A 25,758-nucleotide genomic window follows, 5' to 3' on the forward strand; every position below is an offset into this window, starting at 1 on the left:
ATTGATTTTCGGATCATGCCGTTTACGCGTCATTGTCGGTTCTGCGGATAATGCCGCCTCCTGCGATAACGCCGTCGATGTAGAGTACGGCGGACTGTCCCGGAGCTGCGGCGTGGGCGTTTTCCCTGAATGCGATGCGGTACGGTTTACCGACAAAGGATTCCCCTTTTTGCGCCGTATAAGGTTCGATTCGCGCAGGTATCGGACGGGAGGCGAGGCGGATTTTTACAAAAGCGTCGAACGGCGCGTCCGGCGCGACATTGCCCGGCCACACGAAATCGTCGGCGATAAGCGCGTTCGCGTTCAAATCTTCGCTTCCCGAAAGGATGACGAGATTGTTTGCCGCATCGATCGAATGGACGTACAGCGGTTTTACCGACGATACTCCGAGTCCTCGCCTTTGACCTACCGTATAATGTTCGATACCGCGGTGACGGCCGAGTACGCGTCCGTCGAGATCGATGATATCGCCCGGAATCGATTCTTTATCGGAAAATAACGCATCGAAATATTCGGGAGGAATAAAATCCTGACTTTCGGCTTTTTCCGCGGCAGCGAGGCGATTTTCACGCGCAATGCGGAACACATGCATTTTTTCAAGTTCCGCAAGCGGAAAGCGCACCCTCTCGAGCGTCGCGGACGGAATCCGATATAAAAAATACGTTTGATCTTTCGCACTGTCGAGAGCGGTCGCAATCATCGCGGGTTTCGCATCGGTATGCCAAAGCCCCGTTTCAGGCCGTACGATGCGCGCATAGTGACCGGTGCAAAAATAATCGTAGGCGATGCCCTGCCTTTGTACGCCTTCGAGCAGCGCGCCGAATTTAACAAAACTGTTGCAGCGGATGCACGGATTCGGCGTCCTGCCTGCGCGGTATTCCGATTTGAAATAATCGAGCACTTGTTTTTGATATTCGTCTTTTACGTCTATGACGCGATAGAGTATATCGTTTTCTTTGCAGAATTTTTCACATCCCGCTATATCTTCCGATTCGTCGGGACCGTAACACGAAGAACGCAGTTTTTTTCCGTCGGGCAGTTCGGGTAAATCGCCCTTCCACATCGACATGGTCACGCCGATGACATTGCAGCCTTTTTGCTTGAGAAGCAGGGCTGTGACCGTCGAATCGACGCCGCCTGAAAGACCTACGACAACGGTATCGCCCGCTTCAGGCAGTTTTTGCATAATAAAATTCATATCGGCAGTGTAGCGAAAAAAGCGGATTTATAAAAGGGCGCGCATTTCGCATTATTGTTTAATTTTTTGCAAAATCCAATCGCGGAGTACGACGGCATTATTGTTTTCGCTGTCCTTTGCACCGTAGAGCAGCGTTACGTTTTTCGTTTTAAGCTTTTGCGCGCATTCGAGTGCAAATCGTTTCGCTTCATCGTTTTTTGCAAGTTCCTTTTTATATGCTGCGCGGAATGCCGGAAATTTTTCCGGTTCGTGATTGAAATCTTTTCGTATTTCGTTCGACGGAGCGATATCTTTGAACCAGCCGTCTATGGCGGCATTTTCTTTTTTCAGTCCCCGCGGCCACAGGCGGTCTACGAGACAGCGCTCTCCGTCGTCGTCCGCAGCCGGAAGATATACCCGCTTTATAAGCAATTTTCCTTTCATAGTTATTATAATGATACGGCTTTCAGGTAGAAAAATCAAGTTTTGCCGAAAAAGTCGAGGCGATGATACGGTTTATTTAAAATAAAAAAAAGAGTCTGCAACTCGCAAACTCTTTTTTTCAGCGGTAGAAGGGAGTCGCCTTTCGGTCGCGTACATCCTGTACGCTCCCTGCAGGCCGGTCACAGTGCCTGACGACGGCATCCTTGCCGTCTTTTCGCGGCGCCTGCCGCGCGGCACTGTGCCTTCGACTCCCGTATAGCAATGTTTATATATCGAAATAAAAAAATAAAAACCGGCTTGCATATTACAAACCGGTTTCCTAAGCGGTAGAAGGGAGTCGCCTTCCGGTCGCGTACATCCTGTACGCTTCCTGCAGGCCGGCTTACTCACTTCCGGCGGCATCCTTGCCGCCTCTCCCTCGCTTTGCTCGGCGCTCGTTCGCTTCGACTCCCTTATCTAAAAAGCAGGAATCATATTGAAAATAAAAAAAAGAGTCTGCAACTTGCAAACTCTTTTTTTCAGCGGTAGAAGGGAGTCGCCTTCCGGTCGCGTACATCCTGTACGCTCTCTGCAGGCCGGTCACAGTGCCTGACGACGGCATCCTTGCCGTCTTTTCGCGGCGCCTGCCGCGCGGCACTGTGCCTTCGACTCCCGTATAGCAATGCTTATATATCGAAATAAAAAAATAAAAACCGGCTTGCATATTACAAACCGGTTTCCTAAGCGGTAGAAGGGAGTCGAACCCTCGTCTCCAGCTTGGAAGGCTGGGGTAATGAGCCGTTATACGACTACCGCAAAAGTGATACTACTATATCGAAAACGGCGGAGTGTGTCAACGGCGCGTTTTGCTTATATGCGCCGAAGCGCTTCCGATTCTGCACGACAAGTTTTTGTCTGTACTCGGCGGCGCTTCACTCCGCGAAAGCGACGGTACTTAGGCCAAATGCGATGTGAGCCAGGATTTGAACGCTTCGTAATCGTTTTCCATCGGGACGGCGTTGTCGGGGAGCTGCATCACTTGCATGAGTCTGTCGGGTATGGGCGGCTCTCTTCCGCAGGCTTTGGCGACTGTTTCGCTGAACTTTGCGGGATCGGCCGTTTCAAGGATGATGCCGACGCTCTTTTTTTCCGCGACGAAGCGAGCCCAATCGGGGACGTTCGGCGTGAGGCCGGGCTTTTCGCTTGCGCCTTTGATGCCGCCCATGAGATTTTGCATGGAGCCGCTTCTGATATCGTCCCACGCTTTCCACGCGATCGCTCCGTGCGGATCGGTGATATATCCCGTTTTTGCATGGCACGATCGGACGGCGTTCATAATGCCGTCGTTGTCGAGCCAGTACGATGCAAAGAGGCTTCGTACTTGTTCGAGCGAATACATTGCGGCGATGCGCTCGTAGTTGCTCGGAGCGCCGACGTCCATCGCGTTTGCGTACGTTTCGACGGACGCGCGCGCGCGGTATTCTCCGGTGGCGATCCAGTCGGGAACGGTATGATTCGTATTCGTCGCGGCGATGAAACCGGTGATCGGCGCTCCCATTTCGCGCGCGATGAGGCCCGACGTGAGATTTCCGAAATTGCCCGACGGAACGGACATGATGAGGGCGGGAGAGTCGATTTTGCTGTCGAGCTTTACTCTGTCGCGAGAAGCGAGAGAAGCGTACATATAATAAAAACTCTGCGGCAAAAGGCGTGCGATGTTTATGGAATTTGCGGAAGAGAGCCGGAAATTTTTTCGCAATTCGGCATCGGTAAAGGCGGTTTTGACAAGCTTTTGGCAATCGTCGAAAGTACCGCGTACTTTGAGCGCCCGCACGTTTCCGGTAAAGGTTGAAAGCTGTTTTTCCTGAAGTGCGCTCACTTTTCCTTCGGGATAAAGGATCGTCACGTCGAGACCCGCTACGTTATGGAACGCGCTTCCGACGGCGCTTCCCGTATCGCCCGAAGTTGCGACGAGGATATGAAGCGTACCTTTTTCGGTTTTATTAAAAAACGACATCACGCGCGCCATAAAACGTGCGCCGAAATCTTTAAACGCACATGTCGGTCCGTGAAAGAGTTCCAGCACATAGGTGATAGAATCGAGGGGAACGAGTTTCGGCGAAAACGGATATGCGTCTTCGATAATGCCTTTGAGTTCGTCGTCCGGTATTTCCCCTTCGACGTAGGGCTTGGCCATATTGAATGCGATATCGCGGAAACACGGTGCGGGCGTTTTATTGATAAGCGCCCGATCGATGTGCGGAAAGGATTCGGGCATATAGAGTCCGCCGGTTACGGGGTTCATGCCGCCCATGACGGCGGTTCGAAAATCGGTTTTTACACTTGCATCTCGCGTGTCGGTGTACTTCATACCATCTCCTTTCGAAAATTAATAAAAATTAATAATATCGATTTTATCGTTACATTCCGTAGAGTATCGCGCGTACCGTTTGCGAAGCGATTTTTTTACGGCATGCTTCCGCAGCGAGATACTGCGATGTCCCCGTTTCCGATGCCGTCTGCCGCGTTTTATACAGTACTTCTCCGTTTCGCATATCGATGCACACAATGTCCGCGACGAGGGTACTCGTATACGTGCCGTCATCTCTGCGTTCCGAAGGTTCGGCAAATTTTATCGAACCCGATACCATAAAACCCGCCGAATCTCCGACGATGGCGCGCGTCGTTTTGTAAAGAGCGTCGATGCTTTTGTTCAGATAATTCGGAGAGGGGATGGGAGAGTTTCCCGAGCGGACACCGGAATTGATAAAGTCTCTTAAAATGTAGCGCGAATTGGTAAGTGCGCGGCCGTTTTCATCGAAATCGAATACGTAGAGGATGCCGCTTTTTTTTGCCAAGTCGGTACGGACTTTGTAAGGAGCGGTCACGCTTGCAGCCAGAGCGGCTTCGACGGTTTCGGGATTCGAATTGACGGGTGTCGGATAAAAGCTTAGAACTTCGTCGAACGATGCGGTCGGTACGGCGGGCATAAAATCGATGCGGCCGTTTTCATCGGTTGTCAAAACGGCTGTATCGTAGACGATGGCATCGTCCGAGCGCGATGCGGGGTACGAAACGGTTATCGACATGCCTGCCGCTTCTTTTCCGTCGGCGTCTTTTACGAGGAGCGTATATGCCGAAGGAAAAGGGACGTGCTTTACCGTTTGCTTCGGAAAAGAGACGACGTTCAAAGCGATGCCGGAAATCTTCGTTAAGAATTCGTTTTGTTCGATGCCGTCGGGGCTCGGCGTTTCCGGCTCTTCCGCAGCGGCTTCTTCGACCGGTGCGGGAAGGGGTTTTTCCGCCGATTTTGCACCTTTTTTCGATGCGTGTGCGCCCGATAAAAGCGCTGAAAAAAGCAATGCCGCCAGAGCGATCGGACGGCACTTGTTTATTAAAATAATCATACGGTTCCTTGTTTATTGAAATTATTAATTTTAAAATCGAATGCACAAATATCCGAAAACCGATGTTTTCAGACAGCCTCGCTCCCCATAACGCTTTATATAAAATAGTATATCGTCTTTTTGAAAAAATCTCAAGTTTCCGTGATTTGGATTTTAAGCAGGGAGTTGAAAAACGGCCAAGCCGTTTTTCTCTCATAGGAGACGCGAAAAAAACCTGCGCGGGGAACTTCGCGCTTCGCGCTCGTTGCAAGTGACGCACTGCTCGGATTTTTTCGCTCTTGCCCTGTTGCCCAAAAGGCGCCGTCTATCTAAAATAGGCGTACTATGAGAAGTACACGGGCGGTCGTCTATAAAAACAATTTGATACATAATCTTTCCGTCGTTAAATCCTTTATTAAAAAAGATGTGAAAATCTGCGCTGCGGTGAAAGCGAACGGTTACGGTTCGGGCGCTGTTTTTGCCGCAAAGACGGCGCTTGCTTTCGGTGCAGCGTTTTGTGCCGTTGCGACCGTCGACGAAGGGATCGAACTCCGAGAAAGCGGCGTCGCCTCTCCGATTTTGCTTTTGAGTTTGTGTACGCCCGACGAGATGAAAGACGCCGTTTTATATAAGCTTACCCCTCTCGTGTGCGATGAAGCCTATGCCGAACTTTTCAATGCCGCTGCCGGAAAATACGCTTCGGGGAAATTTTCCGTGCACATTGCTGTCGATACCGGTATGCACCGCATAGGATGTTCCGTCGATGAAGCTTCACGTTTTGCAAAGCGCATCGTAAATTTGCCGCATCTTTCGCTCGGAGGTGTGTGTACGCATTTTTCTTCTGCGGATGAAACGGATGAGGCGGCGAGGCGGTATACGGACGATCAATTTTCGAATTTTATGCGCGCCGTCAAATCGATCGAAGACGAAGGTATCGATCCGGGCATCAGACATTGCGCGGCTTCTGCGGCGCTGATCGACCGGCCGGAAATGCAGCTCGATATGGTGCGGCCCGGAATCGTTATGTACGGCTATTTTGACGGGAGCATCGACGGCGCTTACTGTGCCGAGCGGGGAAAGCCGTGTACGCTTGAGCCCGTGATGGCTCTTGAAAGCGAAGTCGTTGCGATCAAATCGATAAAAAAAGGGGAGGCGGTTTCGTATAACCGCACGTGGACTGCCGAATGCGATACCGCCATTGCAACGCTTCCGATCGGTTACGCCGACGGATTGCCGCGGAACTTGTCTCCCGGTCTGTGCGTTGCGATCAACGGAAAAAATTATCCCGTCGTCGGGCGCATCTGTATGGATCAGTGTATGGTCGATGTCGGTTCAAGCGGCGTGCATCGCTGGGATAAAGCTCTCATATTCGGCCCTGAAAATTCCGGCGCGCTGCAAACGGCGGCGGACATCGCAAAGGCTTCCGGTACGATTTCGTATGAAATTCTGACGGGCATTGCAAAGCGCGTGCCGCGTACGGAAGTCTAGCGCGGAAAATCTTGTTTGCGTACACGATTATGTGTATACTGATAGCGGCGGAGGATGCGGAAGGTGTTATCATTTGAGTGGGATCCGGATAAAGAAAAGCGCAACATTGAAAAACATAACGGGATCTCATTCCGAATAGCGGTTAAAGTTTTTTCCGACAACAAACGTATTGAAAAATATGATTCACAGCATTCAACATTCGATGAAGAGAGATGGGATGTAATCGGTATGGTTGATGATATTCTTTTTGTTGTTTATACGGAAGTGGATGAAAATAGAGTCTGAATTATTTCTGCGCGCCCTGCGGAAAAGGAGGAAATCGATGAATACTTTAATAACTATGACGCTCGATGAAGTGAAAAAAAATCCGCTTACCGAAGAAGAAAAGAATGTTATCCGCCGCGCAGCAGCTCAGGTTCGTGCCGGTACTGCAGAAGACGATCCTGATTGCCCGAAGCAGACAAAAGAGGAACTCGCAAAATTTCGTCCATGGTATGAAGTTCATCCCGAATGGCGCGAAGCGAAAAAAACGGGAATTCATTTGCAGATCGATACCGATGTTCTCGAATGGTACAAATCGCAGGGCAGGGAATACCAAACAAAGATGAATGATGTTTTGCGTGCGCATGCGTTTTTACAAAGACGCGCGGAACATTAACAAAAATTCATAATGCGCTTCACATCTGCAGCGAGGTAAAAAGAGCCTGAAACGAGCAGGACGGCGGAAGCGGCTTCGGCTTTTTTGAATGCATTATGTACCGCCTTTTCAAAATCGCTTTCACAGGTAAACGAAAGACGTGCATTTTTACATGCAGCGGCTGCACGTTCCAGGTCGCCGTGTTTTGTAAGCCCGGGTTTTGTCAGCGTAATCGAATGAAAGGTACCGCGGAAAAGAGGTACGATCGCTTCGGCGTTTTTGTCGGCTGCGAGCGCAAAAAGCAGATGGCAGCTTCGCTCCGGGAAGAGTGCGGTAAGGACAGAAAGCGTATTTTGCATGCTCGAAACCGTATGCGCTCCGTCAAAGACGACGGCGGCATTGCGGTACGGCACGATTTCAAAGCGTGCGGGAAGACTTGCCTTTGCGAGTCCCTTTTCGATAAGGGCTTCGTCAAGCGAGGGAATCGCCGTTTTTACCGCGAGGGCGGCTTGCGCCGCATTTTGCGCCTGTGCCGAGCCGAGCATGCGCAGCGTCGTCCGTACGGGGCGGGAAAACAGCGGACTTTCGAAACACACGTTCATGCGGTAATCGTCCGTATAGGATATATCGCGAAATCTTATTATATCATCTGTAAAAGCGCATCGCGCATCGGCGCTTTGTGCGGCTTGTTGAAACACTCGGCTGACCGATATGCTCGATTGATGAGAAACGACGACAGAGGTAAGGGGCTTTATGATGCCCGCTTTTTCAGCGGCGATTTTTTCAATCGTGTCGCCGAGATAGTCGGTGTGTTCGAGTTCGATCGGCGTGATGCAGCAGAGTTTCGGCGTGACGACGTTTGTCGCGTCGAGCCTGCCGCCCAAGCCGACTTCAAATACGTTCCAATCGGTACGCGCACGGCGAAAGCACAAAAACGCGTAGAGCGTCACAAGTTCGAACCACGTAAGGGTGCGGGGAATTCTTTTTTCGCTTTCAGCCGATTGCACCGCATTCATCAGTTCCGCTGCGGCACCCTCGTAGACGGCATCGTCGAAAAAGCCGTCGGGCCGTGCTATGCGTTCACGGAAATCGCTTACGTGCGGAGAGGCATAGAGGCCCACGGAAAAACCCGCTTCCTGTAAAATGCATGCGATCATCTTTGAAACCGAACCTTTGCCCTTTGAGCCTGCGATGTGAAAGCATGGAGATGAGTTTTCGGGATGCCCGAGCCGTTCGCAAAAAAAACGCATCGTGTCGAGCCAAAACATATTCTTTTGAGGAAGCTTTTCAAAATTGATAAACGAATCGAGCCACGTTTCAAAGCTGCGCATCGCGGGGGAATTTTCCATGACGGCGAGTATAGCACGGATTTGCTTTTAAGTGCAGGGGCGAAAACGCTGCGATGATTTTGGGGAGCATCGTTTTTACCGTGATGAATTTTTTCGGACAAAAATATATCGTTTTTAAAAAGTGATGACGGCACTGCGGCACACCGTATCCGAGACGTCGTTATGTATGCGTAACGGTAAAGACGATAGGAAAAATCCGTTCGTTGCAGCACAAATTCGAAATATAAATTCGTGAGCATAAATCCCTGCGCGTTGAAAAGAAGTACGAAATCTGTTAAAATGCATTTCGTGTAAAAATATCGAGGTAACGCTATGTCCTTAACGCTCACGGAAAAAATATTGCAGGCGCACATCATTCCCGACGCATGTCCCGACACGAGATTCGTACCGGGAGAGCCGATACGGAGAGGAGACGATATCGCGATCCGCATCGATCAAACATTGACGCAGGATGCGACGGGAACGATGACCTATCTCCAATTCGAAACGATCGGCGTCCCCCGCGTCAAAACGGAAGTCTCGGTTTCTTACGTCGATCATAATACGCTGCAAACCGATTTTAAAAATATGGACGATCACCGTTATCTGCAGAGTGTTGCCGAAAAATACGGTCTTTATTTTTCGCGGCCGGGAAACGGCATCTGTCATCAAGTACACCTCGAACGTTTCGGAAAGCCGGGTAAAACGCTGCTCGGCAGCGACAGTCACACGCCGACCGGCGGCGGTATCGGCATGATCGCGATCGGAGCGGGCGGACTCGACGTTGCCGTCGCAATGGGCGGCGGCGCCTTTCACTTGGCGATGCCGAAAGTCTTCGGCGTACAGCTTACCGGATGCCTTCGAAAAGGCGTTAGCGCAAAAGACATCATCCTCGAAGTGCTGAGGCGTGAAACGGTAAAAGGAGGAGTCGGCGCGGTCTACGAATATTTCGGTTCGGGCGTCGAAACGCTTACCGTTCCGCAGCGCGCAACGATTACGAATATGGGAGCGGAGCTCGGCGCAACCTGTTCCGTTTTTCCGTCGGATGCCAAAACAAAAACCTTTCTCGCGTCGATGGGGAGGGCAAAAGATTGGACGAAACTGGAAGCCGATATCGGCGCCGAATACGATAAAATCATCCAAATCGATTTGACAAAACTGTCGGCGCTCGCCGCTCAGCCGCATTCTCCCGACGCCGTCACTGCGGTAAAAAATCTTTCGGGTAAACCTGTAACGCAGGTCGTCATCGGTTCGTGCACGAACAGCTCCCTCGACGATTTGGAAACGGTCGCTGCGATCGTCAAAGGCAAACACATAGCGCCGGGAGTTGAAGCGGGCATAGCGCCGGGAAGCAGGGCGACACTTATGATGGCGGAAAAAGCGGGCATACTCGGCACTCTTATCGAAGCGGGCTTCCGTATCCTTGAAAGCGCGTGCGGTCCGTGCATCGGCATGGGCTTTGCACCGAACAGCGAAGGGGTGTCGCTTCGCACGTTCAACCGCAATTTTAAAGGCAGAAGCGGAACGGCCGATGCAAAGGTCTATCTGGTTTCCCCCGAAACGGCCGCCGCATCCGCGGTTACGGGCGTGTTCACCGAAGCCGAAACGCTTTCGTATACCGACCGCGCATACGTGCGCTCCCGCCGCGTGAGTCTCCTCGACGGAAACGACGCGCGCCTCGATGCAAAAATTATTAAAAAAGCCGCGAAAGACGAAGGTCTGCTCATCCCTCCGCTCCCGCCGGAAAAAGCGGAAAAGATCGAAGTGATCCGCGGACCGAATATCAAAAAATGTCCGCCCTGTCCGCCGTGTGCGTCGTCGCTCAAATTGCCGGTGCTGTTGAAAGCGGGCGACAATATTTCGACCGACGATATTATGCCTGCCGGAACGAAAGTGCTTCCGTTCCGTTCGAATATTCCCGAGATAAGCAAATTTACTTTTTCTCGTATCGATGAAACTTTTTACGACCGTGCGGAGCAAATGCGTTTTGCAGGCTGTTTTATCGTCGCAGGCGAAAATTACGGACAGGGGTCTTCACGCGAACACGCCGCCCTCGGGCCGATGTATCTCGGCGTGCGCGCGGTCATCACAAAAAGCTTTGCACGCATCCATAAGGCGAATCTGATAAACTACGGCATCATTCCGATGGAATTTACAAATCCCGCCGATTATGAATCGATCAGGCAAGGCGATGTGCTTGAAATCGGAAATATCGCCGAAGCGCTGAAGACGGGATGCCCGTTCGAAATATCCGTCAACGGAAAAAAAATCATCGGTACGAACGAGCTCGCCAAACGCAGCCGCTTAATCCTGCTTGCCGGAGGGCTTGCATCTTATACCCGTAAGGGCGGAAATTAATAAAATATGTTTTTTTAGTGCGGGAGAAATATGAAAGTTCACAACGTAATGGAAGAATTGATAACGGCGCGTGCAAATCTCATGTACGAACGTCTCAATGAAACGAAGCCGGCATGGCTTACATGCGACTGTAAAGATTGCAGACTTGATGTCGTATGTTATGTGCTGAACCGCATTCCTCCGCGTTATGTCGTTTCGGGCAGGGGCGTCGTGCATACGATGAAGCTTGTTCCGACGCCGCAGATAAAAGCCGATGTCGATGCGCTTGTCATAGAAGCCGTACGAGCAATCAATTCGACCAAGCGTCCGTATCACAAGGATATTGCGCCGAGCGCACGTTCTCAAGTACCCGAAGTTTCGTTCAATTTTCCGATTTTTTCGGGAAGCGTTTTCGACGGCGCGTCTTTCGAGCCGCTTATCGATTGTACGATCACGCTAAAATACGGCGAGGGCAACGCGGAGATGATCGATAAAACATGGGCGAATCCGTGCAAAACATACTCTGTGACAAACGGATCGTATTCGTTTTTGGTAAAGCCTATGAAAGCGGATAAAGCCGGCGAAAGCAAATACTTTACGTTTACGATTGAAGTCGGAGCCGAAGGTTACGAAAGCGTAAGCCACGCGTTCAGCGTTCCTCTCGTAAGCGAAGCCGAACGGCAGAGCGAAGCGCATACTTCTTATTCTCTGAAAATACAGGATCTGTTTTTATTTCGAAGCGATATAAAAAATCCTATGGAGTGATCGGGAAACGTGCTTGAGACTGAAGCGCCCGTGCTTCGCGTTTCCCGCGTCTGTTTTTGTCCGGCTCCGTTCGAAAGCTTTCGTTTTCGGACAGAGCCTTGAATCTATCTGTTTTTTACCTGTCCGTAGCCTTTGAATTTTTCGATCACCCGCTCCATTTCGTCATCCGGCAGTACGAAGGGTTTTCCGGCGCACATCGCGCGGTACTGCACTTCGGCGCAGAATTCCATGCCCCGCGCCAAACCGAAGGCCGAAGGTAAATCTTTTCCGACGGCGAGCATACCGTGATTTGCCAAAAGCACTGCGTCGCTTTCTCCGATCGCGTCTTTTGCTTCTTTTGCCAATTCGATCGTGCCGAAAGTTCGGTACGGAGCGCAAGGAACTTCCGGAGCTCCCGCATCCGCGACGACATAGTGCACCGCGCGGATGGGTTCATGGAGACATGCAAGCACGGTGCAGTACATCGAATGCGTGTGTACGACCGCCCTCGCTTCGGGTTTTGCCTCGTACATTGCCGCATGCAAGGCCCATTCGCTCGACGGTTTTCTGTCACCTTCGACGGTTTTTCCGTCCAAGCCGACTACGACGATATCGCTTTCTTTCGTATCGAAATACGGAATGCCCGACGGACTGATGATCATGAGTTTTTTTTCCGGATCGAAAATGCTTATGTTCCCGCTCGTTCCCGATGTGAGATGCTCCGTAATCAAACGCTTACCGAAGTCGACGATGGCTTCACGCTCTTTGTCATACATATCTGTTTTACCTCCAAAAAAATACAGTCGTTTTATCAATAATAATCATCCGTTTTCGTGTCGAAATATTCGTTCAGCGTGTAGGGCGTAAAAACGCCTTTATCGGTGACGACGCCGCTTATCAAATGCGGAGGCGTGATATCGAACGAAGGGTAGATTCCTTTGACGCCGGGAAGCGTATTCACCCTTCCGCCCGAACTCAGCACGAGGGACGGATCTCTCTCTTCGATGACGATATCGCGCATCGTCATTTTATCCGCGTCCGGTATGCCCGTCACAAAATACGGGATGCCGAAGTGCTTTGCCAAAATCGCGATTTGAAACGTGCCGATTTTATTTGCGATGCAGCCGTCGCGAGCGATGGTGTCTGCCGCCGACGTAAAGACGTCGATGCCTTTTTTTTGCATCGCATAGGCGACCATATTATCCGTGATGACAGTCGTATCGAAACCCATTTCATAACAGCAGCTCGACGTAAGGCGCGCACCCTGCAGGTAGGGCCGCGTTTCCGCGCAGTAGAGTTTCAACTCATTGCCGCTTTTTTTTGCCGCACGCAGCATCATACCGACGATCGTTTCGCCGAAACACTGCGTAAGTATCGTTCCGCCTTTCGGAAAAAGAGCAGCGAGGTATTCGCCGACTTTTTCCATAGTGCCGTAGCGGCGCTCAAGCGAATCGATTGTCCGCTCGAAGATCGCCTCACACACGTTTTTTCCGGCAGCGATCGCGCCCTCGGCCGCTTTGAGACAGCCATCCGTGACGATACTCATCCTGTTTGCCGTCGTCGGTCTTGCATGCGATATGTCGTGCGCCGCTTGCCGTAAAAAATCGAGCTGCGAAGCGGCGCTTTTGTCTTTTACTTCGTAAGCCGCAAGCGCCATACCCATACCTGCCGCCGTATAGGGACCTGCGCTTTGGGTAACCATATCGGCGATCGCCTGTGCAACTTCCTGATACGAAGCGCATTCGACGAAATTTATTTCCGTAGGATAGATGCGTCTGTCCAATATGCGCACTTTTCCGTTTTCGTACCACGCGACGTTTTCGTATCTCAGCAAAAAGGGCAAATCGAAATCGCACCGCTTCATAGTTCACCTCGTTTCGCGCAGTCGAAAATATCGTTTGCCGCCTGCACGAGATCGCTTCCCGATTTCATATCGTCCGTCCGCTTTATAAAGGTTTTTCCGAGCAGGATGAGACTCCTTTCAAGCGGTACTTTCAGCGCGGTATCCGTCACGGAAGTCACTTCCGACACTTTCGCATCCCCGACGACTCGCCGGATGATTTCCGTCCCCGCATAGCCCGCCGAATCGGCAAGTACGCTCTCCGTATACGCTTTTTTAAAGCGCTCGTTTTTATACAGAGGGAATTCGACAAGCTCATCGTATTTTTTTTCAAACTTCGTTTTGAACGAATCGAAAACGTCCGCAATCGTCTTTTGAACCCACGATAAAAATTCCGCATTTTCAGGCTTCGTCCAATACGCGTTCGCATACGCGAAAAAGAGATTTCCGATGACGTTTCCGACATCGTAACCCATGGGACCGTAAAACGCGAACTCCGGATCGATGACTTTTATGCCGTTTTCATTTACGAAAATGGAACCGGAATGCAGATCGCCGTGAACGAGCGCCTGCGCGTGATTCATAAAATCGTCCCTGAGTCGCGCGACGCACGCATGCAGCGCTTTGTCTTTGTACAGCACTTTTTCGACAAAGCTTGCGTTTTCCGGTATGATGACGTTCCGCTTTTTATAATCCCAATACGGTTCGGTAAACACCAAATCTTCGGAAATATCGCAGAGTTCGGGATTCGTAAAAAGCTTGACGCGCTCTTTTTTTTCAGCTCTTCCGATAACCAAATCCGTCGTCGGAAGCAGCGTGTCTGCAAGAAATGTCGAAAGCTCATCGCTCAATGCCGGAAAGATTTTCCCCGCGGCGAGCTCTTTGCGCAAATTCTTATACGCCGAAATATCTTCCATGGACAGTGCGAACATCGCTTCGTCGTAGTGATAGATTTCGGGCACGAAGTCCGGTGCGAGCGATTTCTCGATTTTCAAAATCTCCGCTTCGATTTTGTTGCGGTGCATGTCAAGCGGACGGCCGGAAGAGCGAAGCAGCGTGTCCGCCTGTTTTATGACGAGAGACTTGCCGCTCGTTTTACCGAACACTTTGAACACATAGTTGATATTTCCGTCGCCGATCTCCGTACAGCCGAGCTCTTCGTCCGCATCAAAATAGTCGAGTACCTCTCGCGCATATTCGATTGCCGTTTCCGTATTCAGCAAAAAGTGCTTTGCATATTTTTCCGCCATTCGAACCTCGTATGCGTACGCGTTTCGTTTGCCGTCCGTACGCGGGCGGCTTTGAAAACGCCGATCAAAACGGAAGCGCTTTTAATCGGCTTTCAATCGCTTAATGATTTTTTATGCCTTTTTTGATTTCGGCTCTCCGATTCCGAGGATGATAAAGATGACGCCGAAGACGAACATCAGTATAGGATACCATGCAAAGGGTATTATTGAAACGGGAGAGATACCGGCGATGGCGGCTTGTAGACGCTTTTCGTGCAAACTTTTTCCGTACGGCGCATATTATTTTTTGCGGTAACATATATTACGAATGCACACCATTATGATTAAAAAATCGAACTGCGTCGAAGAAAAAATACGGCGAAATCTGAAAGTCGGACACTTTACCGCGCATATAAAATCAAAAAACTGTCCGAAAACAGCAGGCGTCGGACAGTCCCGAACGGAGAGTGTTTGGACGATGAGGGATTCGGACCCCCGACACCCTGGGTGTAAACCAGGTACTCTAACCAGCTGAGCTAATCGTCCGTATATTTTTTAAGTATAAAGAAATATGCGGATACTGTCAACTTATTGATTTTTATATTATTATAACAAAAATTACGATCCAAGCGGTCGGCATTGAATATGAGAATACGAGAAAAATGGGGATATTTTATTCGTGCGGAGGGTTTAATACCCCGACGCTTGCGTCGTAACAAAGGGTATTAAAGCCGACTGCAACCATCTTATGAGAACAACATACCCCGACGCTTGCGTCGGGGGTGTTGATTGTAACTCTGCCGACATTGTCGGTCATGTGTCTCGGCGGAATATATGATAATAATTTACTTTGCTGGGTCGGTTTTATTTTATGGATTATTAATATATTGTTGGCATCTCGGCTCTATAATCTTATTTTTTATGATGCAAATACGACGTGCGGATTTTATGCGGGGAAAGCTGCGCTTGAAAACGGGTTTGATCCTAAAGCACAGAACGGAATAATATGGAATCCGAATAATTATAAAATTTCTGATATCTACAAAATGTATCCGAATAATAGAACGCCGAAACCGGAAGCGGGAACTGCAGGATTTGTGTTTTATACCAATAAGCGCGGAACATACAGCAGATATATGGAATTCTACGATTACCGATACGGAGGTGAGACCTATACGAGGTATAAATTTTTTATGGATTCAATCGGCACTCAAGATAAAATATTTATTCGAGAAGCAAAGATACGCGATGGAAAACCGTATAAACGTTTCGTGCCTCTGGAACCGTTTTAAGAGGGCGGATTGTATAGTACGTAATATTAATAATTATTAATAATTTAAGAAAATTTCCGGTAAAATATTGATTAGGGAAATAATATGGACGTATCTCCGTGGTGAATCGACAATATAAGATGTAAAAGCGTTGTTATAAATAAGGCAGCGTAAAGTACGGCAGACGCTTGTGTGCGGATTCGGCGGACTGCGGAGGTATTTAATGGTTATCCGCCATAATTGATTTTTAAGAGGGGCGTATGAAAAGGATATTTGTTATTATGCTTTATTTCTTTTAAGTTGCGGAGTTGATTTTATGATATAATACATCGGCGGAGAGAAAAGGTACATAATGATGAACAAAAAAAGTATTGTCGTTTTTATAATTTTGTATGTATTTGGTTTTTCAAGTTGTCAAGAGAAGCGACGGATGGGGTTTGCAATACAAGAACAAAAGAATTTGGATGCAGCAAATAAAATAATACAATGCATAGAAGAAAAAAATGTGGATACTTTGTATGCTTTATTTTCAGATGAAGTGATTTTTTCTCAAAAAACCTTAAAAAATGATATTTTGAAATTATATACGTTTTGTTCGGGAAATATTTTTGGGTACGAAAAAACAGCTATGGGAGTAGATATAATAATTGAAGGAAAATTTAATTCTTCTGAATTTCATACAAGCTATAAATTACATATAAATGATACTGATTTTATAATGGATTATATATTCATCGCAAAAGACTCTTTTGATAATAAAAAGGAGGGGATAAGAAGTTTGAAAATTATAAAAGAAAGCGATGAGGATAAATATTTTTGTTATTGGCAAGATATGAAACCGGGAATTTTTATTCCGGAGTAAATTCCTTTTTTCGGTCGCCGAGAATCTCCGAATCTCCGATTGACCAAAGTACACAATTAGGTTAATATATCGGAACTATCGATATTGTTCTCTTCGCTTTTCTGCGGGGATTTGTTTACGGGAGTATATAAAATGGGTGCTATTCGTATAATTCTGCTCGTCGCATTTATCATTGCGTGCGCGTTGCTTATCCTTATTATTCTTGTGCAGGATGACGGTTCGAGCGGCATGGGCGGCCTTTTGGGCGGCCGCGGAACGACGGCATTCGGTTCTCATTCTGCAAATATCCTGACGAAGACGACTTTCGTGCTCGTCGTGCTCTTTTTCGTGTTTGCGTTGGCGCTCGCGTTGCTGAACAAGCGGCCGCGTCTCGAACAAAATCTCGTTCCTTCCGAAACCGTACAGCCGGGCGCGGCTCCTGCCGAAACGCAGTCTAACGATTGGTGGAAATCATCCGATTCTCAAAGTACGGCGGACAATGCCGGAAGTGCGGCGGTCGAACCGCAGCAGTGAGCAGGGAGGCGATAAGCGATGTTAAGTCATTTACTCACTCCCGCGAATATCAACGCAGATTTGGAAAGCGCGGAAAAAGACGAAGTATTTGAAGAGATGCTCGAAATGATTGTCGCGTCGCAGCCGTCCGTAGATCGACAGGATGCGCTGAACGCGCTCATGCAGAGGGAAGCGCTGCAGACTACCGGTATCATCCCCGGTATCGCCGTTCCTCACGCACAGTGCGCTTCGATGCGCGGTACCGCTTTGGCTCTCGGCTTGAGCCGCAACGGAGTCGAATACGATTCCCTCGACGGCAGCCCCGTAAACTTTATCATCATGATGCTCTTTGCCGAAGGCGATACGGAATCGCATCTTCAGACGATGAAGGATGCAGCAAACCTTTTGCAGGCACCCGATTTTTTAAAAACAATTATGGAAAAAAAGACGCCGCAGGAAATATTCGACGCCGTATGTAATTTTGAAATGTCGTTACAGGGGTAGTCTATGTCCGAAAGCGAAATCAATGTTATCAATCATCTGCTCGACGTGGAAAAACGCGCATCGCTTTTGACATCCGATGCGCAGGCCGAAGCCGATAAGCGCATTGCCGCATACCGTGCCGAAGCGGAAAACGATTATAAAAAACAACACGACGAGATCTTGGCAAAATTCGAAAGCGATTATAAAGCGCAGACTAAAGCCATTGATGAAAAACACGCGGAGACGATCGCCGCATATCGATCCGAAATTCAAAATACGACACAGGATACCGGAGCTTTTTATAAGCTGCTCGATACGCTGCTTGCGGCAAACTGACGGACGGCGCGCGTATGGAATACTCCGGTGCTGCTTCTTATGTAAACGCTAAGGCTGCGGGAATGCTCCGAAAAGCCTTTGTCGGAGAACGTTCTTCGGCTCTGTTCGCCGTAAAGACGCTTCCCGAATTGTGGACGCTCGTATTCGGCACGGAAGTGCCGCTCATCCCGCAGGCGATGCTTGTCGAAAAATTGGAAGAAGAAGCGGAAGACCGCTTTTTGGCACAGTATATTTCGCTTGTCGAAATGTACGATAAGCCGAATGCAATTCTGACCGAACTTCTGTACTTTTACGTCGTCGAAAATTTAAAGACGATAAGCGCGGCTCTGTGCTTAAAAGAAGAAAAGATGCCGCACCTCTCTGCGCTCGGCTCATACGGTGTGCTCGATTATAAAGCGTGGCCGAATATCGCTTCGATCACGAAGGGAACTCCGTTTGCATGGTACGATTCGGTGCCCGATATCCACGAGCAGCACATCGTCAATGCAAAGCTCGACAGTCAATACGTCAAGCTCATGTGGCAGTGCGTAAACGAAGTGCGCGGAGAAATTAAAAAGCCCGTCGTCGATTTTTTTACGCATTACTATGTTATGCAAAACATCGTGTGGGCGCTCCGTTTGAAAGTGTACTACGACATGAAAAAGGACGAGATATTGACGCACCTCGCGTATGCGAACGACGGACGCGAATCGTCCGATCCGATTGCAGGCCCTGCGATCGCGATTCTCGACAAAGCGGTCGACGCTTATGCCGATTGGAAGGACTGGCAGTATGCGCCGCTGCTCAATCCTCACGAAGAGGGGGCCGTGTGGAAGCTCGATCCGCGCTGGATGGAAGACGCGTGCAAAGCCGACATAAACCGCCGCGCCGAGCGTCTTTTCCACCGATATCCGCTGACCGATGTCGTGCTTATTTCGTGGTTTAAGATAAAGCAGCACGAATGCGATATCATACGGACGGCGGCGGAAAGTATCCGTCTCAATGTAGGCGCGGAAGAAGCGATGAAGATTGCGGGAGTGGCGGCGAAAGCCCGATCATAAAATATTGCAGCAAAAGGCTGGAAGGTAAAATATGGCACGAACGACTGAAATGCGGCTCATAGAGCTTATGACGCTCCGGCAGGATATTTCAAAGGTAATCGAATATCTCGGCAAAAAGGGTAACTTTCAGTTTCAGACAAGACTGCACGAAGGAGATGCTTCTCCTTCCGACGCTTTTAAAAATGCCGACAAAGAGTTTTTCGACAATCTCCAGCGCGCTCGGATTTTTCTCGCCGTTCCCGACAGAACGGACGACGGGCGATCGTGCAGCGCACCTTCCGATGCGGACAGGGACGATGCTGCAAAACTGCTTGCCGCGGTCGACGATTTGAAACATCGCGTTACCGGGAGCATCGAAGAAGCCAAGCGTGTCGACGATGCGTATAAAGAAGCGCTCGCCTTTTCGAATTTGAAAGCCTCTTATTCGGAGCTCGAACACCTGTCGTTCCTTTCGTTGAGGATCGGCAAAATCGATCCGACACTGTTTGAAGCGCTCAAAGATGCGGTCGGGGAGCGGGCTGTCGTCATTCCGCTCGGCAACGACAATTCGCGCATCCTCGCGGCGTCTTCTAAAAAAGGCCGCTTTGCCCTCGACACGGAATTGAAAAAATTCAATTTCGTCAATATGGAAATCCCCCAGGATTTTAAAGGGATCCCCGACGATGTGCTTGTCGGCCTCAAAAACGAAAAAAGCGTCGCCGCACAAAAAGTCGCCGCGATGGAAAAAGAGCGAAGCAATTTTGCCGAAACGCACCGTGAAAAACTGCTTGCGCTCCTCGGCGCGTTTTCGATCGGTATGCAGATTCAGGATGTCGAATCCAAACTGCAGTCGACCGAACTCGTGTACCGTTTGACCGGTTGGGTTTCATCCCGCGACAGCAAAGCGATGATGAAAGAGCTCGACGAACTGACGGAGGGACGGATCGCTATCCGCGAATATCTGCCGTCCGAAGTACCGTCGGTCATAAACGGAAAAGAGCAAGTGCCGGTCGAAGTGCATCACCGGAAATTCGTCAAAGGCTTCGAACGTATGCTTTTCAGCTACGGCGCTCCCGTTTACGGTACGATCGATCCGACGCCCTTCGTTGCGCTCTTTTTTACGCTTTTGTTCGGCATCATGTTCGGAGATTTCGGACAGGGGCTTGTCATATTTTTGCTCGGCATTTTGCTCGAAAAACGGATTTTGCGTATCGGCTCGTACAACAGATCGGCTCCGGTTTTTATCGCGGTCGGAGCGAGCAGTATGATCATGGGACTTTTGACGGGTGAGTTTTTTACGAACGAAACCCTGCTCGAACCCTTTGCGCATTGGGTGACGGGATTTTTCGGAAAGCCGCACACGCCCATCATAAAGCTCATGCCGTCGGGAACCGATACGTCGGCTATGTTCGCGATGTTCGGCGTCGCGATCGCCGTCGGCTTTCTTATCAATACGATCGGTTTAATAATCAATATCACGAATAAATTCATCGTGAAAAAACCGGGCCGCGCGCTTTTCGGAAAGACGGGACTTGCCGGCGCGTGCTTTTTTTGGTACATCGTCGCGCTTGTCGTACGCGTTTTGTTTTTCCATCAAACGGCGTCGCGTTTCGACTTTATCGTGATCGGTGTGCTCATGTTCTTTGCCGCATTCGGAGAACCCTTTGAGCGTCTCGTCGACGGAGAGCGTCCCATCGCCGAAAACGGTATCGGTGCGCTCGTCATTTCGGGAGTCGTGGAACTCATCGAAGTGATTTCGACCTATCTTTCGAATTCGGTGAGCTTTTTGCGCGTCGGCGCCTTTGCGCTTGCACACGCGGTGCTCGCGTTCGTCATTTCGATGCTCGCCGACATGATCGGCTCTCCGGGCGGTATCATCGTCACGGTGTTCGGAAACGCGCTCGTCATCGTGCTTGAAGGCATGATCGTCGCGATCCAAGTCGTGCGTCTGCAATACTACGAATTCTTTTCGAAGTTTTTCAACGAAACGGGTGTCGAGTTTTCGCCGTTTTGCTTTACGTATAAACAGGGCGCCGTACAATAGGCTGCCTCATGAGTTTGCGTTGCAAACTCGAATATAGAGCGTGCGCTTGCCGGAACGTCGGAGTACGGCTCCTCGCTTCGAAGCACGCGCATGATAAAAACTTTTTCGGATGCTGATGATGTCCGAAAACGGGAGTTTCTATGTATAAAAAACTTATCGCGGTTGCCGTTCTTTCGGCAATTTTTTCGGTCGGAGCGCTTTTTGCGCAGTCTTCAAATGAAACGCAGAGCGCACCTGCCGTGGAATCGAAAGCTTCCGTGAGCGGCGGTATCCGCTACATCGCTGCGGCCCTTGCGGTCGGCATTGCGTGCATCGGCGGAGGTATGGCGGTCGGCAAAATCGGAGCGGCGGCTATGGGCGCGATGAGCGAAAACGCGAACCTTTCGGGAAAAGCGCTTCCTTTCGTCGGTCTTGCCGAAGGTATCTGCCTCTGGGGCTTTTTGATCGGATTCCTTATCATCAACTGATCGAGGATAACCGATTTGAACTATTTTGTGATCGGTGAACGCGAAATGGTTCTCGCATTCCGACTTGTCGGCGTTGACGGCGCAATAGCCGAAACGCGGCAGGAAGTGCTCGAATCGTTTAACCGCGTTACCGGCAGGGGCGGTCCCGTATCCGTTCCCGTTGAAAAAATTCCCCGCGTCCTCATTCTCACGGAAAGCGCCGCCTCGTATATTCAAGACGAAGAGCTCGAATGGCAAAAGACGGCCGACTATCCGCTTATCGTAGAGATACCCGGGCTCGAAGGCCATTTGAGCGGGCGCAAAACGCTTACCGAAGCGATCGGGGAAGCAATCGGCGTAAAAATTTAAAGGACTGTTGTTATGGAAGAATTACGCTCGACCGAAGTTCTCGACAAAGAAATCGAAACGGACGCACGGAAAAAAGCGGAACGCATTTTGGCAAAAGCCGACAGCGACGGAAAAGCGCTCGTCGCCGATGTTGCACACCGCATCGAAAAATTTACGGAAGAAAAAACCGCAGAATATCAAAAAAAGACGGAAAACTATCGGGCGGACAGAGACGCCGTCGTCCCTCTTGAAAAAGAGCGTTTTCTCGTTTCGTTTATCGAAAGCGCGATTGTAAAAGCGATCGATTCGTACCTCGACGCGCTGGGGGAAGAAAAGCGCATTGCGCTCGCCGTACGCCGATGGAATACGTATAAGAGCGTTGTCGCTTCTCAAAAAGTGAACGCTTTTGTGTTCGGCTTCGATGCCGCGCGTGCGGAAACTGCTTTGAAAAAAGAAGGCGTGTCGCTTGCATCCTGTACGCCGGTCGCATACGAAAAAAGCGGCGATGAAGGGATCGACGGTTTGACATTTAATGAGGGTATCATCCTCGAAACGGAAGATAAAATGATCCGCTGCCGCCTGACGCTTTCACAGATCGTCGGCGAGCTTGAAACGGAATACCGCGCGGAACTCGCCAAAGCTTTGTTCGGCGGGAGGTTTGATTCATGACAGTTGAAGGGAAAATTACGCGCATTTCAGGGCCCATCGTTTTTGCCGAAGGGCTCGACGAATGCGGATTATACGATGTCGTCGATGTCGGCGAAAAAAAGCTCATCGGCGAAATCATCAGACAAAATAAAGGCAAAGCGACCGTTCAAGTGTACGAAGACGACACCGGCATGCACGTCGGTGAAAAGATCGTAAGCTACGGACGCCCTCTGTCGCTCAGGCTCGGGCCGGGACTTGTCGGTACTATTTACGACGGTATCCAGCGCCCGCTCGAATCGATGTACGAAGACGGGACTGCGTTTTTGCTTCCGGGGCAGCGTACCGAACCGCTCGATACGAAAAAGACCTGGCACTTCGATGCCGGAAAAACTTCCGACGGAAAAACGATAGGCGAGGGTTCTCCGATCGCGCCGGGGCTCCCGCTCGGCACGGTACGGGAAACGCCGTCGATTTTGCATACGATTATGGTGCCGCCCTATATTCGCGGGCGCGTGCTTAAAACGTTTAAAGGAAGCTGCGATTGTACCGTCGACGATGTCATTGCGACGACGGAATTGGATGAAGAGATAAAACTTTCGCAGTATTGGCCGGTGCGATCTCCGCGCCCCTATACCGAAAAGCTTACGGTATCCCAGCCCCTCGTTACGGGGCTCCGCGTTATCGACGTGTTTTTTCCGCTGTCGAAGGGCGGAACCGCGGCGATTCCCGGCGGTTTCGGTACGGGCAAAACGATGACGCAGCACGCCGTTGCAAAGTGGTGCGATGCCGATCTCATCGTCTACATCGGCTGCGGAGAGCGCGGAAACGAAATGACCGACGTTCTTACCGAATTCCCCGAAATCATCGACCCGCGGACGGGACGCTCCATCATGGAACGCACGATCCTCATTGCGAATACGTCGAATATGCCCGTCGCCGCGCGTGAAGTGTCGCTGTATTCGGGCATCACGCTTGCCGAATATTACCGCGATATGGGTATGGCAGTCGCGATCATGGCCGATTCTACGAGCCGCTGGGCGGAAGCGCTCCGCGAGCTCTCCGGCCGCATGGAAGAGATGCCTGCCGAAGAAGGCTTTCCCGCCTATCTTCCGACGCGCCTTGCAAGTTTTTACGAGAGGGCGGGCCGCATCAATTCGCTGTGCGGCAGGGAAGGATCGGTTTCCGTTATCGGCGCGGTTTCTCCTCCGGGAGGCGATTTTTCGGAACCCGTCACCCAGCATACGAAGCGCTTTATACGCTGCTTTTGGGCGCTCGATCGGGATTTGGCAAACGCGCGCCATTATCCGGCTATAGGCTGGATCGATTCGTATTCCGAATATGCCGACGAAGTGAAGGGATGGTGGGAACGCCGTAATCCCGAGTGGTCGTCGGTGCGCACCGGTGCGCTCGACCTTTTAAAGCGGGAACAGCACCTTTTGCAAATCGTGCGCCTCATCGGACCCGACGCGCTTCCCGATGCCGACCGCCTCGTGCTTTCGGTTGCGGAGATGATTAAAAACGGATTTTTACAGCAGGATCAATTCGATCAAATCGATGCGTACTGCGTTTCGAAAAAACAGATCGCGATCCTCGTGCTCATCATGGATTATTATTCGTCGGCGCTCGCGCTCATAAAAAGCGGCGCGCCCCTGGTGAAGTTGACGGGTCTTCCGGTGCGCGAAGAGATCATGCGTATCAAGTCGAAGTACACGAACGACGAAGCCGATAAAATTCAGGATGTGAAAATGCACCTTGAAAATCAGCTTGACGAATTGAGACGGCTTTACCGAAGGACAGGCAGCGTATGAAAGGAATAGAATACCGCGGATTTTCGTCGGTCGACGGTCCGATCGTCATCGTCCGCCGAACCGAAAATATTTTTTACCTCGAAACGGTGTGCGTGCGTGACAGAAACGGAAACAAGCGTATCGGGCGCGTCATGGATCTTTCCGAAGACGCGGCGGTCGTTCAGATTTTCGGCAATACGACCGGCCTCGATCTCGATGCGACGACCTACGAATTCCTCGACACGCCGCTCGAACTGCGCGTCGGTGAGGGCTTGCTCGGACGCATCTTCAACGGGCTCGGAGAACCGATCGACGGATACCCTCCCATCGTATCGTCGGAACTCGTCAATATAAACGGAAACCCGATCAATCCCTATGCGCGTATCTACCCGCGCGATTTTATCCAAACGGGTATTTCGGCGATCGACGGCATGAACTCGCTCGTGCGCGGACAAAAGCTTCCTATTTTCAGCGGCAACGGTTTACCGCACAATAAGCTCGCCGCGCAGATCATCCGTCAGGCAAAGCTCCGCTCGAGCGACGAACAGTTCGTTATGGTTTTCGCCGGCATGGGAATCAAATACGATATCGCGCGCTTTTTTACCGACACCTTTGAAGAATCGGGCGTCCTTTCGAAAGTCGTCATGTTTCAGTCGCTCGCCGACGCTCCGTCCATCGAACGCATCATCACGCCGAGGTGCGCGCTTACGGCGGCGGAATACCTCGCGTTCAAAAAAGGTATGCACGTTCTCGTCGTGCTCACCGATATGACGAATTATTGCGAAGCGCTCCGCGAAATCTCGACGACGCGGGGCGAAGTACCCGGCCGCAAAGGATATCCCGGCTACCTTTATTCCGACCTCGCGGAACTTTACGAACGGGCGGGGCGCATCAAGGGATCGGCCGGTTCGATTACGCAGATTCCGATTTTGACGATGCCGAACGACGACATATCGCATCCTATTCCCGATTTGACCGGCTACATCACCGAAGGGCAGATCGTTCTCGATAGAGAGCTTTCGCAAAAAGGATTGTATCCTCCCGTCGCGGGTCTTCCGAGTCTTTCGCGTCTTATGAAAGACGGTATCGGAGTTGCAAAGGACGGCAGAGTCATGACGCGGGAAGATCACGCAAACGTTTCGAGTCAGCTTTTCGCTTCGTATTCGAAAGTGAAGTCGGTGCGGAACCTCGCGGCGATTATCGGCGACGAAGAGCTTTCGCCGCTCGACCGCGAATACCTTAAGTTCGGCGATAAATTCGAAAACGAATTTTTGATGCAGGGCGAATACGAAAACCGCACGATAGAACAGACGCTCGACTTGGGCTGGAAGATTTTGTCGACGCTGCCGCGTGAAGAGCTCTACCGCATCAAACCGGAGTACATCGAAAAATATATGCCGAAAAGCGAAGACGGAGAAGCGGATCGGGTGTAG

Annotated in this window: 25 protein-coding genes and 2 tRNA genes; 17 read left to right on the forward strand and 10 right to left on the reverse strand. The window is 50.4% G+C overall.

Annotation, left to right across the window (positions count from 1 at the left end; genetic code table 11):
• Window positions 1–22: 22 nt before the first annotated feature.
• From mnmA to H9I35_RS11995, 5 genes are all read right to left on the reverse strand, one after another.
• On the reverse strand, window positions 23–1,198 hold the full coding sequence (mnmA, locus tag H9I35_RS11975) for a tRNA 2-thiouridine(34) synthase MnmA (protein WP_187419573.1): 1,176 nt from the start codon (window positions 1,196–1,198) through the stop codon (window positions 23–25).
• Window positions 1,199–1,249: 51 nt separating this feature from the next.
• Window positions 1,250–1,621, reverse strand: coding sequence for a DUF488 domain-containing protein (locus H9I35_RS11980; RefSeq protein ID WP_016519673.1), 372 nt, complete (start codon window positions 1,619–1,621; stop codon window positions 1,250–1,252).
• Window positions 1,622–2,343: 722 nt separating this feature from the next.
• Window positions 2,344–2,416, reverse strand: a tRNA-Gly gene (locus H9I35_RS11985).
• A 139-nt stretch (window positions 2,417–2,555) separates the two neighbouring features.
• Complete coding sequence (thrC, locus tag H9I35_RS11990) at window positions 2,556–3,971, reverse strand: threonine synthase (RefSeq protein ID WP_187419574.1); 1,416 nt, start codon at window positions 3,969–3,971, stop codon at window positions 2,556–2,558.
• A gap of 49 nt (window positions 3,972–4,020) precedes the next feature.
• Entirely contained in the window at window positions 4,021–5,007 is a 987-nt protein-coding gene (locus H9I35_RS11995) for a hypothetical protein (RefSeq protein WP_187419575.1), read from the reverse strand.
• Window positions 5,008–5,331: 324 nt separating this feature from the next.
• Between H9I35_RS11995 and alr the strand changes: the two genes are divergently transcribed.
• From alr to H9I35_RS12010, 3 genes are read left to right on the forward strand one after another with little or no spacing between them, the layout of a single operon-like run.
• On the forward strand, window positions 5,332–6,474 hold the full coding sequence (gene alr, locus H9I35_RS12000; protein ID WP_187419576.1) for an alanine racemase: 1,143 nt from the start codon (window positions 5,332–5,334) through the stop codon (window positions 6,472–6,474).
• Window positions 6,475–6,528: 54 nt separating this feature from the next.
• The gene (locus tag H9I35_RS12005) at window positions 6,529–6,759 is read left to right on the forward strand and encodes a BrnT family toxin (protein WP_371809445.1); all 231 of its coding nucleotides are present in this window, start codon (window positions 6,529–6,531) and stop codon (window positions 6,757–6,759) included.
• Between the two features lie 37 nt (window positions 6,760–6,796).
• On the forward strand, window positions 6,797–7,132 hold the full coding sequence (locus tag H9I35_RS12010; RefSeq protein ID WP_187419577.1) for a BrnA antitoxin family protein: 336 nt from the start codon (window positions 6,797–6,799) through the stop codon (window positions 7,130–7,132).
• Here H9I35_RS12010 and H9I35_RS12015 read toward each other — a convergent pair.
• On the reverse strand, window positions 7,129–8,460 hold the full coding sequence (locus H9I35_RS12015; protein WP_187419578.1) for a bifunctional folylpolyglutamate synthase/dihydrofolate synthase: 1,332 nt from the start codon (window positions 8,458–8,460) through the stop codon (window positions 7,129–7,131). The genes H9I35_RS12010 and H9I35_RS12015 overlap by 4 nt on opposite strands.
• A 312-nt stretch (window positions 8,461–8,772) precedes the next feature.
• Here H9I35_RS12015 and H9I35_RS12020 point away from each other — a divergent pair, with 312 nt between their 5' ends.
• Together H9I35_RS12020 and H9I35_RS12025 are read left to right on the forward strand one after the other, a co-directional pair.
• On the forward strand, window positions 8,773–10,797 hold the full coding sequence (locus H9I35_RS12020) for an aconitate hydratase (RefSeq protein WP_187419579.1): 2,025 nt from the start codon (window positions 8,773–8,775) through the stop codon (window positions 10,795–10,797).
• 30 nt (window positions 10,798–10,827) lie between these two features.
• A complete protein-coding gene (locus H9I35_RS12025) occupies window positions 10,828–11,541 on the forward strand; it encodes a late competence development ComFB family protein (RefSeq protein WP_187419580.1) in 714 nt (237 codons plus the stop codon).
• A 104-nt stretch (window positions 11,542–11,645) separates the two neighbouring features.
• On the opposite strand, the gene H9I35_RS12030 is transcribed toward H9I35_RS12025, so the two are convergent.
• From H9I35_RS12030 to mtnK, 3 genes are read right to left on the reverse strand one after another with little or no spacing between them, the layout of a single operon-like run.
• On the reverse strand, window positions 11,646–12,296 hold the full coding sequence (locus H9I35_RS12030) for an L-fuculose-phosphate aldolase (RefSeq protein ID WP_187419581.1): 651 nt from the start codon (window positions 12,294–12,296) through the stop codon (window positions 11,646–11,648).
• A gap of 35 nt (window positions 12,297–12,331) precedes the next feature.
• Window positions 12,332–13,384 (reverse strand): S-methyl-5-thioribose-1-phosphate isomerase, encoded by a 1,053-nt coding sequence (locus tag H9I35_RS12035; RefSeq protein ID WP_187419582.1) that lies wholly within the window; start codon window positions 13,382–13,384, stop codon window positions 12,332–12,334.
• Entirely contained in the window at window positions 13,381–14,610 is a 1,230-nt protein-coding gene (gene mtnK / locus H9I35_RS12040; RefSeq protein ID WP_187419583.1) for an S-methyl-5-thioribose kinase, read from the reverse strand. The genes H9I35_RS12035 and mtnK overlap by 4 nt, the downstream gene beginning before the upstream one ends.
• Before the next feature lie 103 nt (window positions 14,611–14,713).
• Here mtnK and H9I35_RS12045 point away from each other — a divergent pair, with 103 nt between their 5' ends.
• Complete coding sequence (locus H9I35_RS12045) at window positions 14,714–14,905, forward strand: hypothetical protein (RefSeq protein WP_187419584.1); 192 nt, start codon at window positions 14,714–14,716, stop codon at window positions 14,903–14,905.
• A gap of 156 nt (window positions 14,906–15,061) precedes the next feature.
• Here the strand turns inward: H9I35_RS12045 and H9I35_RS12050 are convergent.
• Window positions 15,062–15,135, reverse strand: a tRNA-Val gene (locus H9I35_RS12050).
• Between the two features lie 1,077 nt (window positions 15,136–16,212).
• Between H9I35_RS12050 and H9I35_RS12055 the strand changes: the two genes are divergently transcribed.
• The 11 genes from H9I35_RS12055 to H9I35_RS12105 all read left to right on the forward strand — a co-directional run bounded on the left by H9I35_RS12055 (window position 16,213) and on the right by H9I35_RS12105 (window position 25,758).
• Complete coding sequence (locus H9I35_RS12055) at window positions 16,213–16,722, forward strand: DUF5104 domain-containing protein (protein WP_187419585.1); 510 nt, start codon at window positions 16,213–16,215, stop codon at window positions 16,720–16,722.
• A gap of 132 nt (window positions 16,723–16,854) precedes the next feature.
• Window positions 16,855–17,235: a preprotein translocase subunit SecG gene (gene secG / locus H9I35_RS12060; RefSeq protein ID WP_187419586.1), complete on the forward strand. Its 381-nt coding sequence runs from the start codon at window positions 16,855–16,857 to the stop codon at window positions 17,233–17,235.
• 18 nt (window positions 17,236–17,253) lie between these two features.
• Entirely contained in the window at window positions 17,254–17,718 is a 465-nt protein-coding gene (locus H9I35_RS12065; RefSeq protein ID WP_187419587.1) for a PTS sugar transporter subunit IIA, read from the forward strand.
• 3 nt (window positions 17,719–17,721) lie between these two features.
• On the forward strand, window positions 17,722–18,033 hold the full coding sequence (locus H9I35_RS12070; RefSeq protein WP_187419588.1) for a hypothetical protein: 312 nt from the start codon (window positions 17,722–17,724) through the stop codon (window positions 18,031–18,033).
• A gap of 14 nt (window positions 18,034–18,047) precedes the next feature.
• Window positions 18,048–19,073, forward strand: coding sequence for a V0D/AC39 family V-type ATPase subunit (locus H9I35_RS12075; protein WP_187419589.1), 1,026 nt, complete (start codon window positions 18,048–18,050; stop codon window positions 19,071–19,073).
• Between the two features lie 31 nt (window positions 19,074–19,104).
• A complete protein-coding gene (locus tag H9I35_RS12080; RefSeq protein WP_187419590.1) occupies window positions 19,105–21,096 on the forward strand; it encodes a V-type ATP synthase subunit I in 1,992 nt (663 codons plus the stop codon).
• Window positions 21,097–21,236: 140 nt separating this feature from the next.
• The gene (locus H9I35_RS12085) at window positions 21,237–21,563 is read left to right on the forward strand and encodes an ATP synthase subunit C (RefSeq protein WP_016519701.1); all 327 of its coding nucleotides are present in this window, start codon (window positions 21,237–21,239) and stop codon (window positions 21,561–21,563) included.
• Between the two features lie 15 nt (window positions 21,564–21,578).
• Window positions 21,579–21,911, forward strand: a complete 333-nt coding sequence (locus H9I35_RS12090) for a V-type ATP synthase subunit F (protein ID WP_016519702.1) — start codon at window positions 21,579–21,581, stop codon at window positions 21,909–21,911.
• 12 nt (window positions 21,912–21,923) lie between these two features.
• On the forward strand, window positions 21,924–22,559 hold the full coding sequence (locus H9I35_RS12095) for a hypothetical protein (protein ID WP_187419591.1): 636 nt from the start codon (window positions 21,924–21,926) through the stop codon (window positions 22,557–22,559).
• Entirely contained in the window at window positions 22,556–24,346 is a 1,791-nt protein-coding gene (locus H9I35_RS12100; protein WP_187419592.1) for a V-type ATP synthase subunit A, read from the forward strand. Before H9I35_RS12095 ends, H9I35_RS12100 begins: the two co-directional genes overlap by 4 nt.
• On the forward strand, window positions 24,343–25,758 hold the full coding sequence (locus H9I35_RS12105; protein WP_187419593.1) for a V-type ATP synthase subunit B: 1,416 nt from the start codon (window positions 24,343–24,345) through the stop codon (window positions 25,756–25,758). The genes H9I35_RS12100 and H9I35_RS12105 overlap by 4 nt, the downstream gene beginning before the upstream one ends.

The organism is Treponema sp. Marseille-Q4132, assembly GCF_014334835.1.
In the GTDB taxonomy this organism is placed as follows: Bacteria; Spirochaetota; Spirochaetia; order Treponematales; family Treponemataceae; genus Treponema_D; species Treponema_D paredis.

Bases quoted from the DNA above. Each gene is read 5' to 3' on its own strand.
- mnmA (WP_187419573.1), bottom strand. From the start codon at position 1,198: ATGAATTTTATTATGCAAAAACTGCCTGAAGCGGGCGATACCGTTGTC.
- H9I35_RS11980 (WP_016519673.1), bottom strand. From the start codon at position 1,621: ATGAAAGGAAAATTGCTTATAAAGCGGGTATATCTTCCGGCTGCGGAC.
- thrC (WP_187419574.1), bottom strand. From the start codon at position 3,971: ATGAAGTACACCGACACGCGAGATGCAAGTGTAAAAACCGATTTTCGA.
- H9I35_RS11995 (WP_187419575.1), bottom strand. From the start codon at position 5,007: ATGATTATTTTAATAAACAAGTGCCGTCCGATCGCTCTGGCGGCATTG.
- alr (WP_187419576.1), top strand. From the start codon at position 5,332: ATGAGAAGTACACGGGCGGTCGTCTATAAAAACAATTTGATACATAAT.
- H9I35_RS12005 (WP_371809445.1), top strand. From the start codon at position 6,529: ATGCGGAAGGTGTTATCATTTGAGTGGGATCCGGATAAAGAAAAGCGC.
- H9I35_RS12010 (WP_187419577.1), top strand. From the start codon at position 6,797: ATGAATACTTTAATAACTATGACGCTCGATGAAGTGAAAAAAAATCCG.
- H9I35_RS12015 (WP_187419578.1), bottom strand. From the start codon at position 8,460: ATGGAAAATTCCCCCGCGATGCGCAGCTTTGAAACGTGGCTCGATTCG.
- H9I35_RS12020 (WP_187419579.1), top strand. From the start codon at position 8,773: ATGTCCTTAACGCTCACGGAAAAAATATTGCAGGCGCACATCATTCCC.
- H9I35_RS12025 (WP_187419580.1), top strand. From the start codon at position 10,828: ATGAAAGTTCACAACGTAATGGAAGAATTGATAACGGCGCGTGCAAAT.
- H9I35_RS12030 (WP_187419581.1), bottom strand. From the start codon at position 12,296: ATGTATGACAAAGAGCGTGAAGCCATCGTCGACTTCGGTAAGCGTTTG.
- H9I35_RS12035 (WP_187419582.1), bottom strand. From the start codon at position 13,384: ATGAAGCGGTGCGATTTCGATTTGCCCTTTTTGCTGAGATACGAAAAC.
- mtnK (WP_187419583.1), bottom strand. From the start codon at position 14,610: ATGGCGGAAAAATATGCAAAGCACTTTTTGCTGAATACGGAAACGGCA.
- H9I35_RS12045 (WP_187419584.1), top strand. From the start codon at position 14,714: ATGATTTTTTATGCCTTTTTTGATTTCGGCTCTCCGATTCCGAGGATG.
- H9I35_RS12055 (WP_187419585.1), top strand. From the start codon at position 16,213: ATGATGAACAAAAAAAGTATTGTCGTTTTTATAATTTTGTATGTATTT.
- secG (WP_187419586.1), top strand. From the start codon at position 16,855: ATGGGTGCTATTCGTATAATTCTGCTCGTCGCATTTATCATTGCGTGC.
- H9I35_RS12065 (WP_187419587.1), top strand. From the start codon at position 17,254: ATGTTAAGTCATTTACTCACTCCCGCGAATATCAACGCAGATTTGGAA.
- H9I35_RS12070 (WP_187419588.1), top strand. From the start codon at position 17,722: ATGTCCGAAAGCGAAATCAATGTTATCAATCATCTGCTCGACGTGGAA.
- H9I35_RS12075 (WP_187419589.1), top strand. From the start codon at position 18,048: ATGGAATACTCCGGTGCTGCTTCTTATGTAAACGCTAAGGCTGCGGGA.
- H9I35_RS12080 (WP_187419590.1), top strand. From the start codon at position 19,105: ATGGCACGAACGACTGAAATGCGGCTCATAGAGCTTATGACGCTCCGG.
- H9I35_RS12085 (WP_016519701.1), top strand. From the start codon at position 21,237: ATGTATAAAAAACTTATCGCGGTTGCCGTTCTTTCGGCAATTTTTTCG.
- H9I35_RS12095 (WP_187419591.1), top strand. From the start codon at position 21,924: ATGGAAGAATTACGCTCGACCGAAGTTCTCGACAAAGAAATCGAAACG.
- H9I35_RS12100 (WP_187419592.1), top strand. From the start codon at position 22,556: ATGACAGTTGAAGGGAAAATTACGCGCATTTCAGGGCCCATCGTTTTT.
- H9I35_RS12105 (WP_187419593.1), top strand. From the start codon at position 24,343: ATGAAAGGAATAGAATACCGCGGATTTTCGTCGGTCGACGGTCCGATC.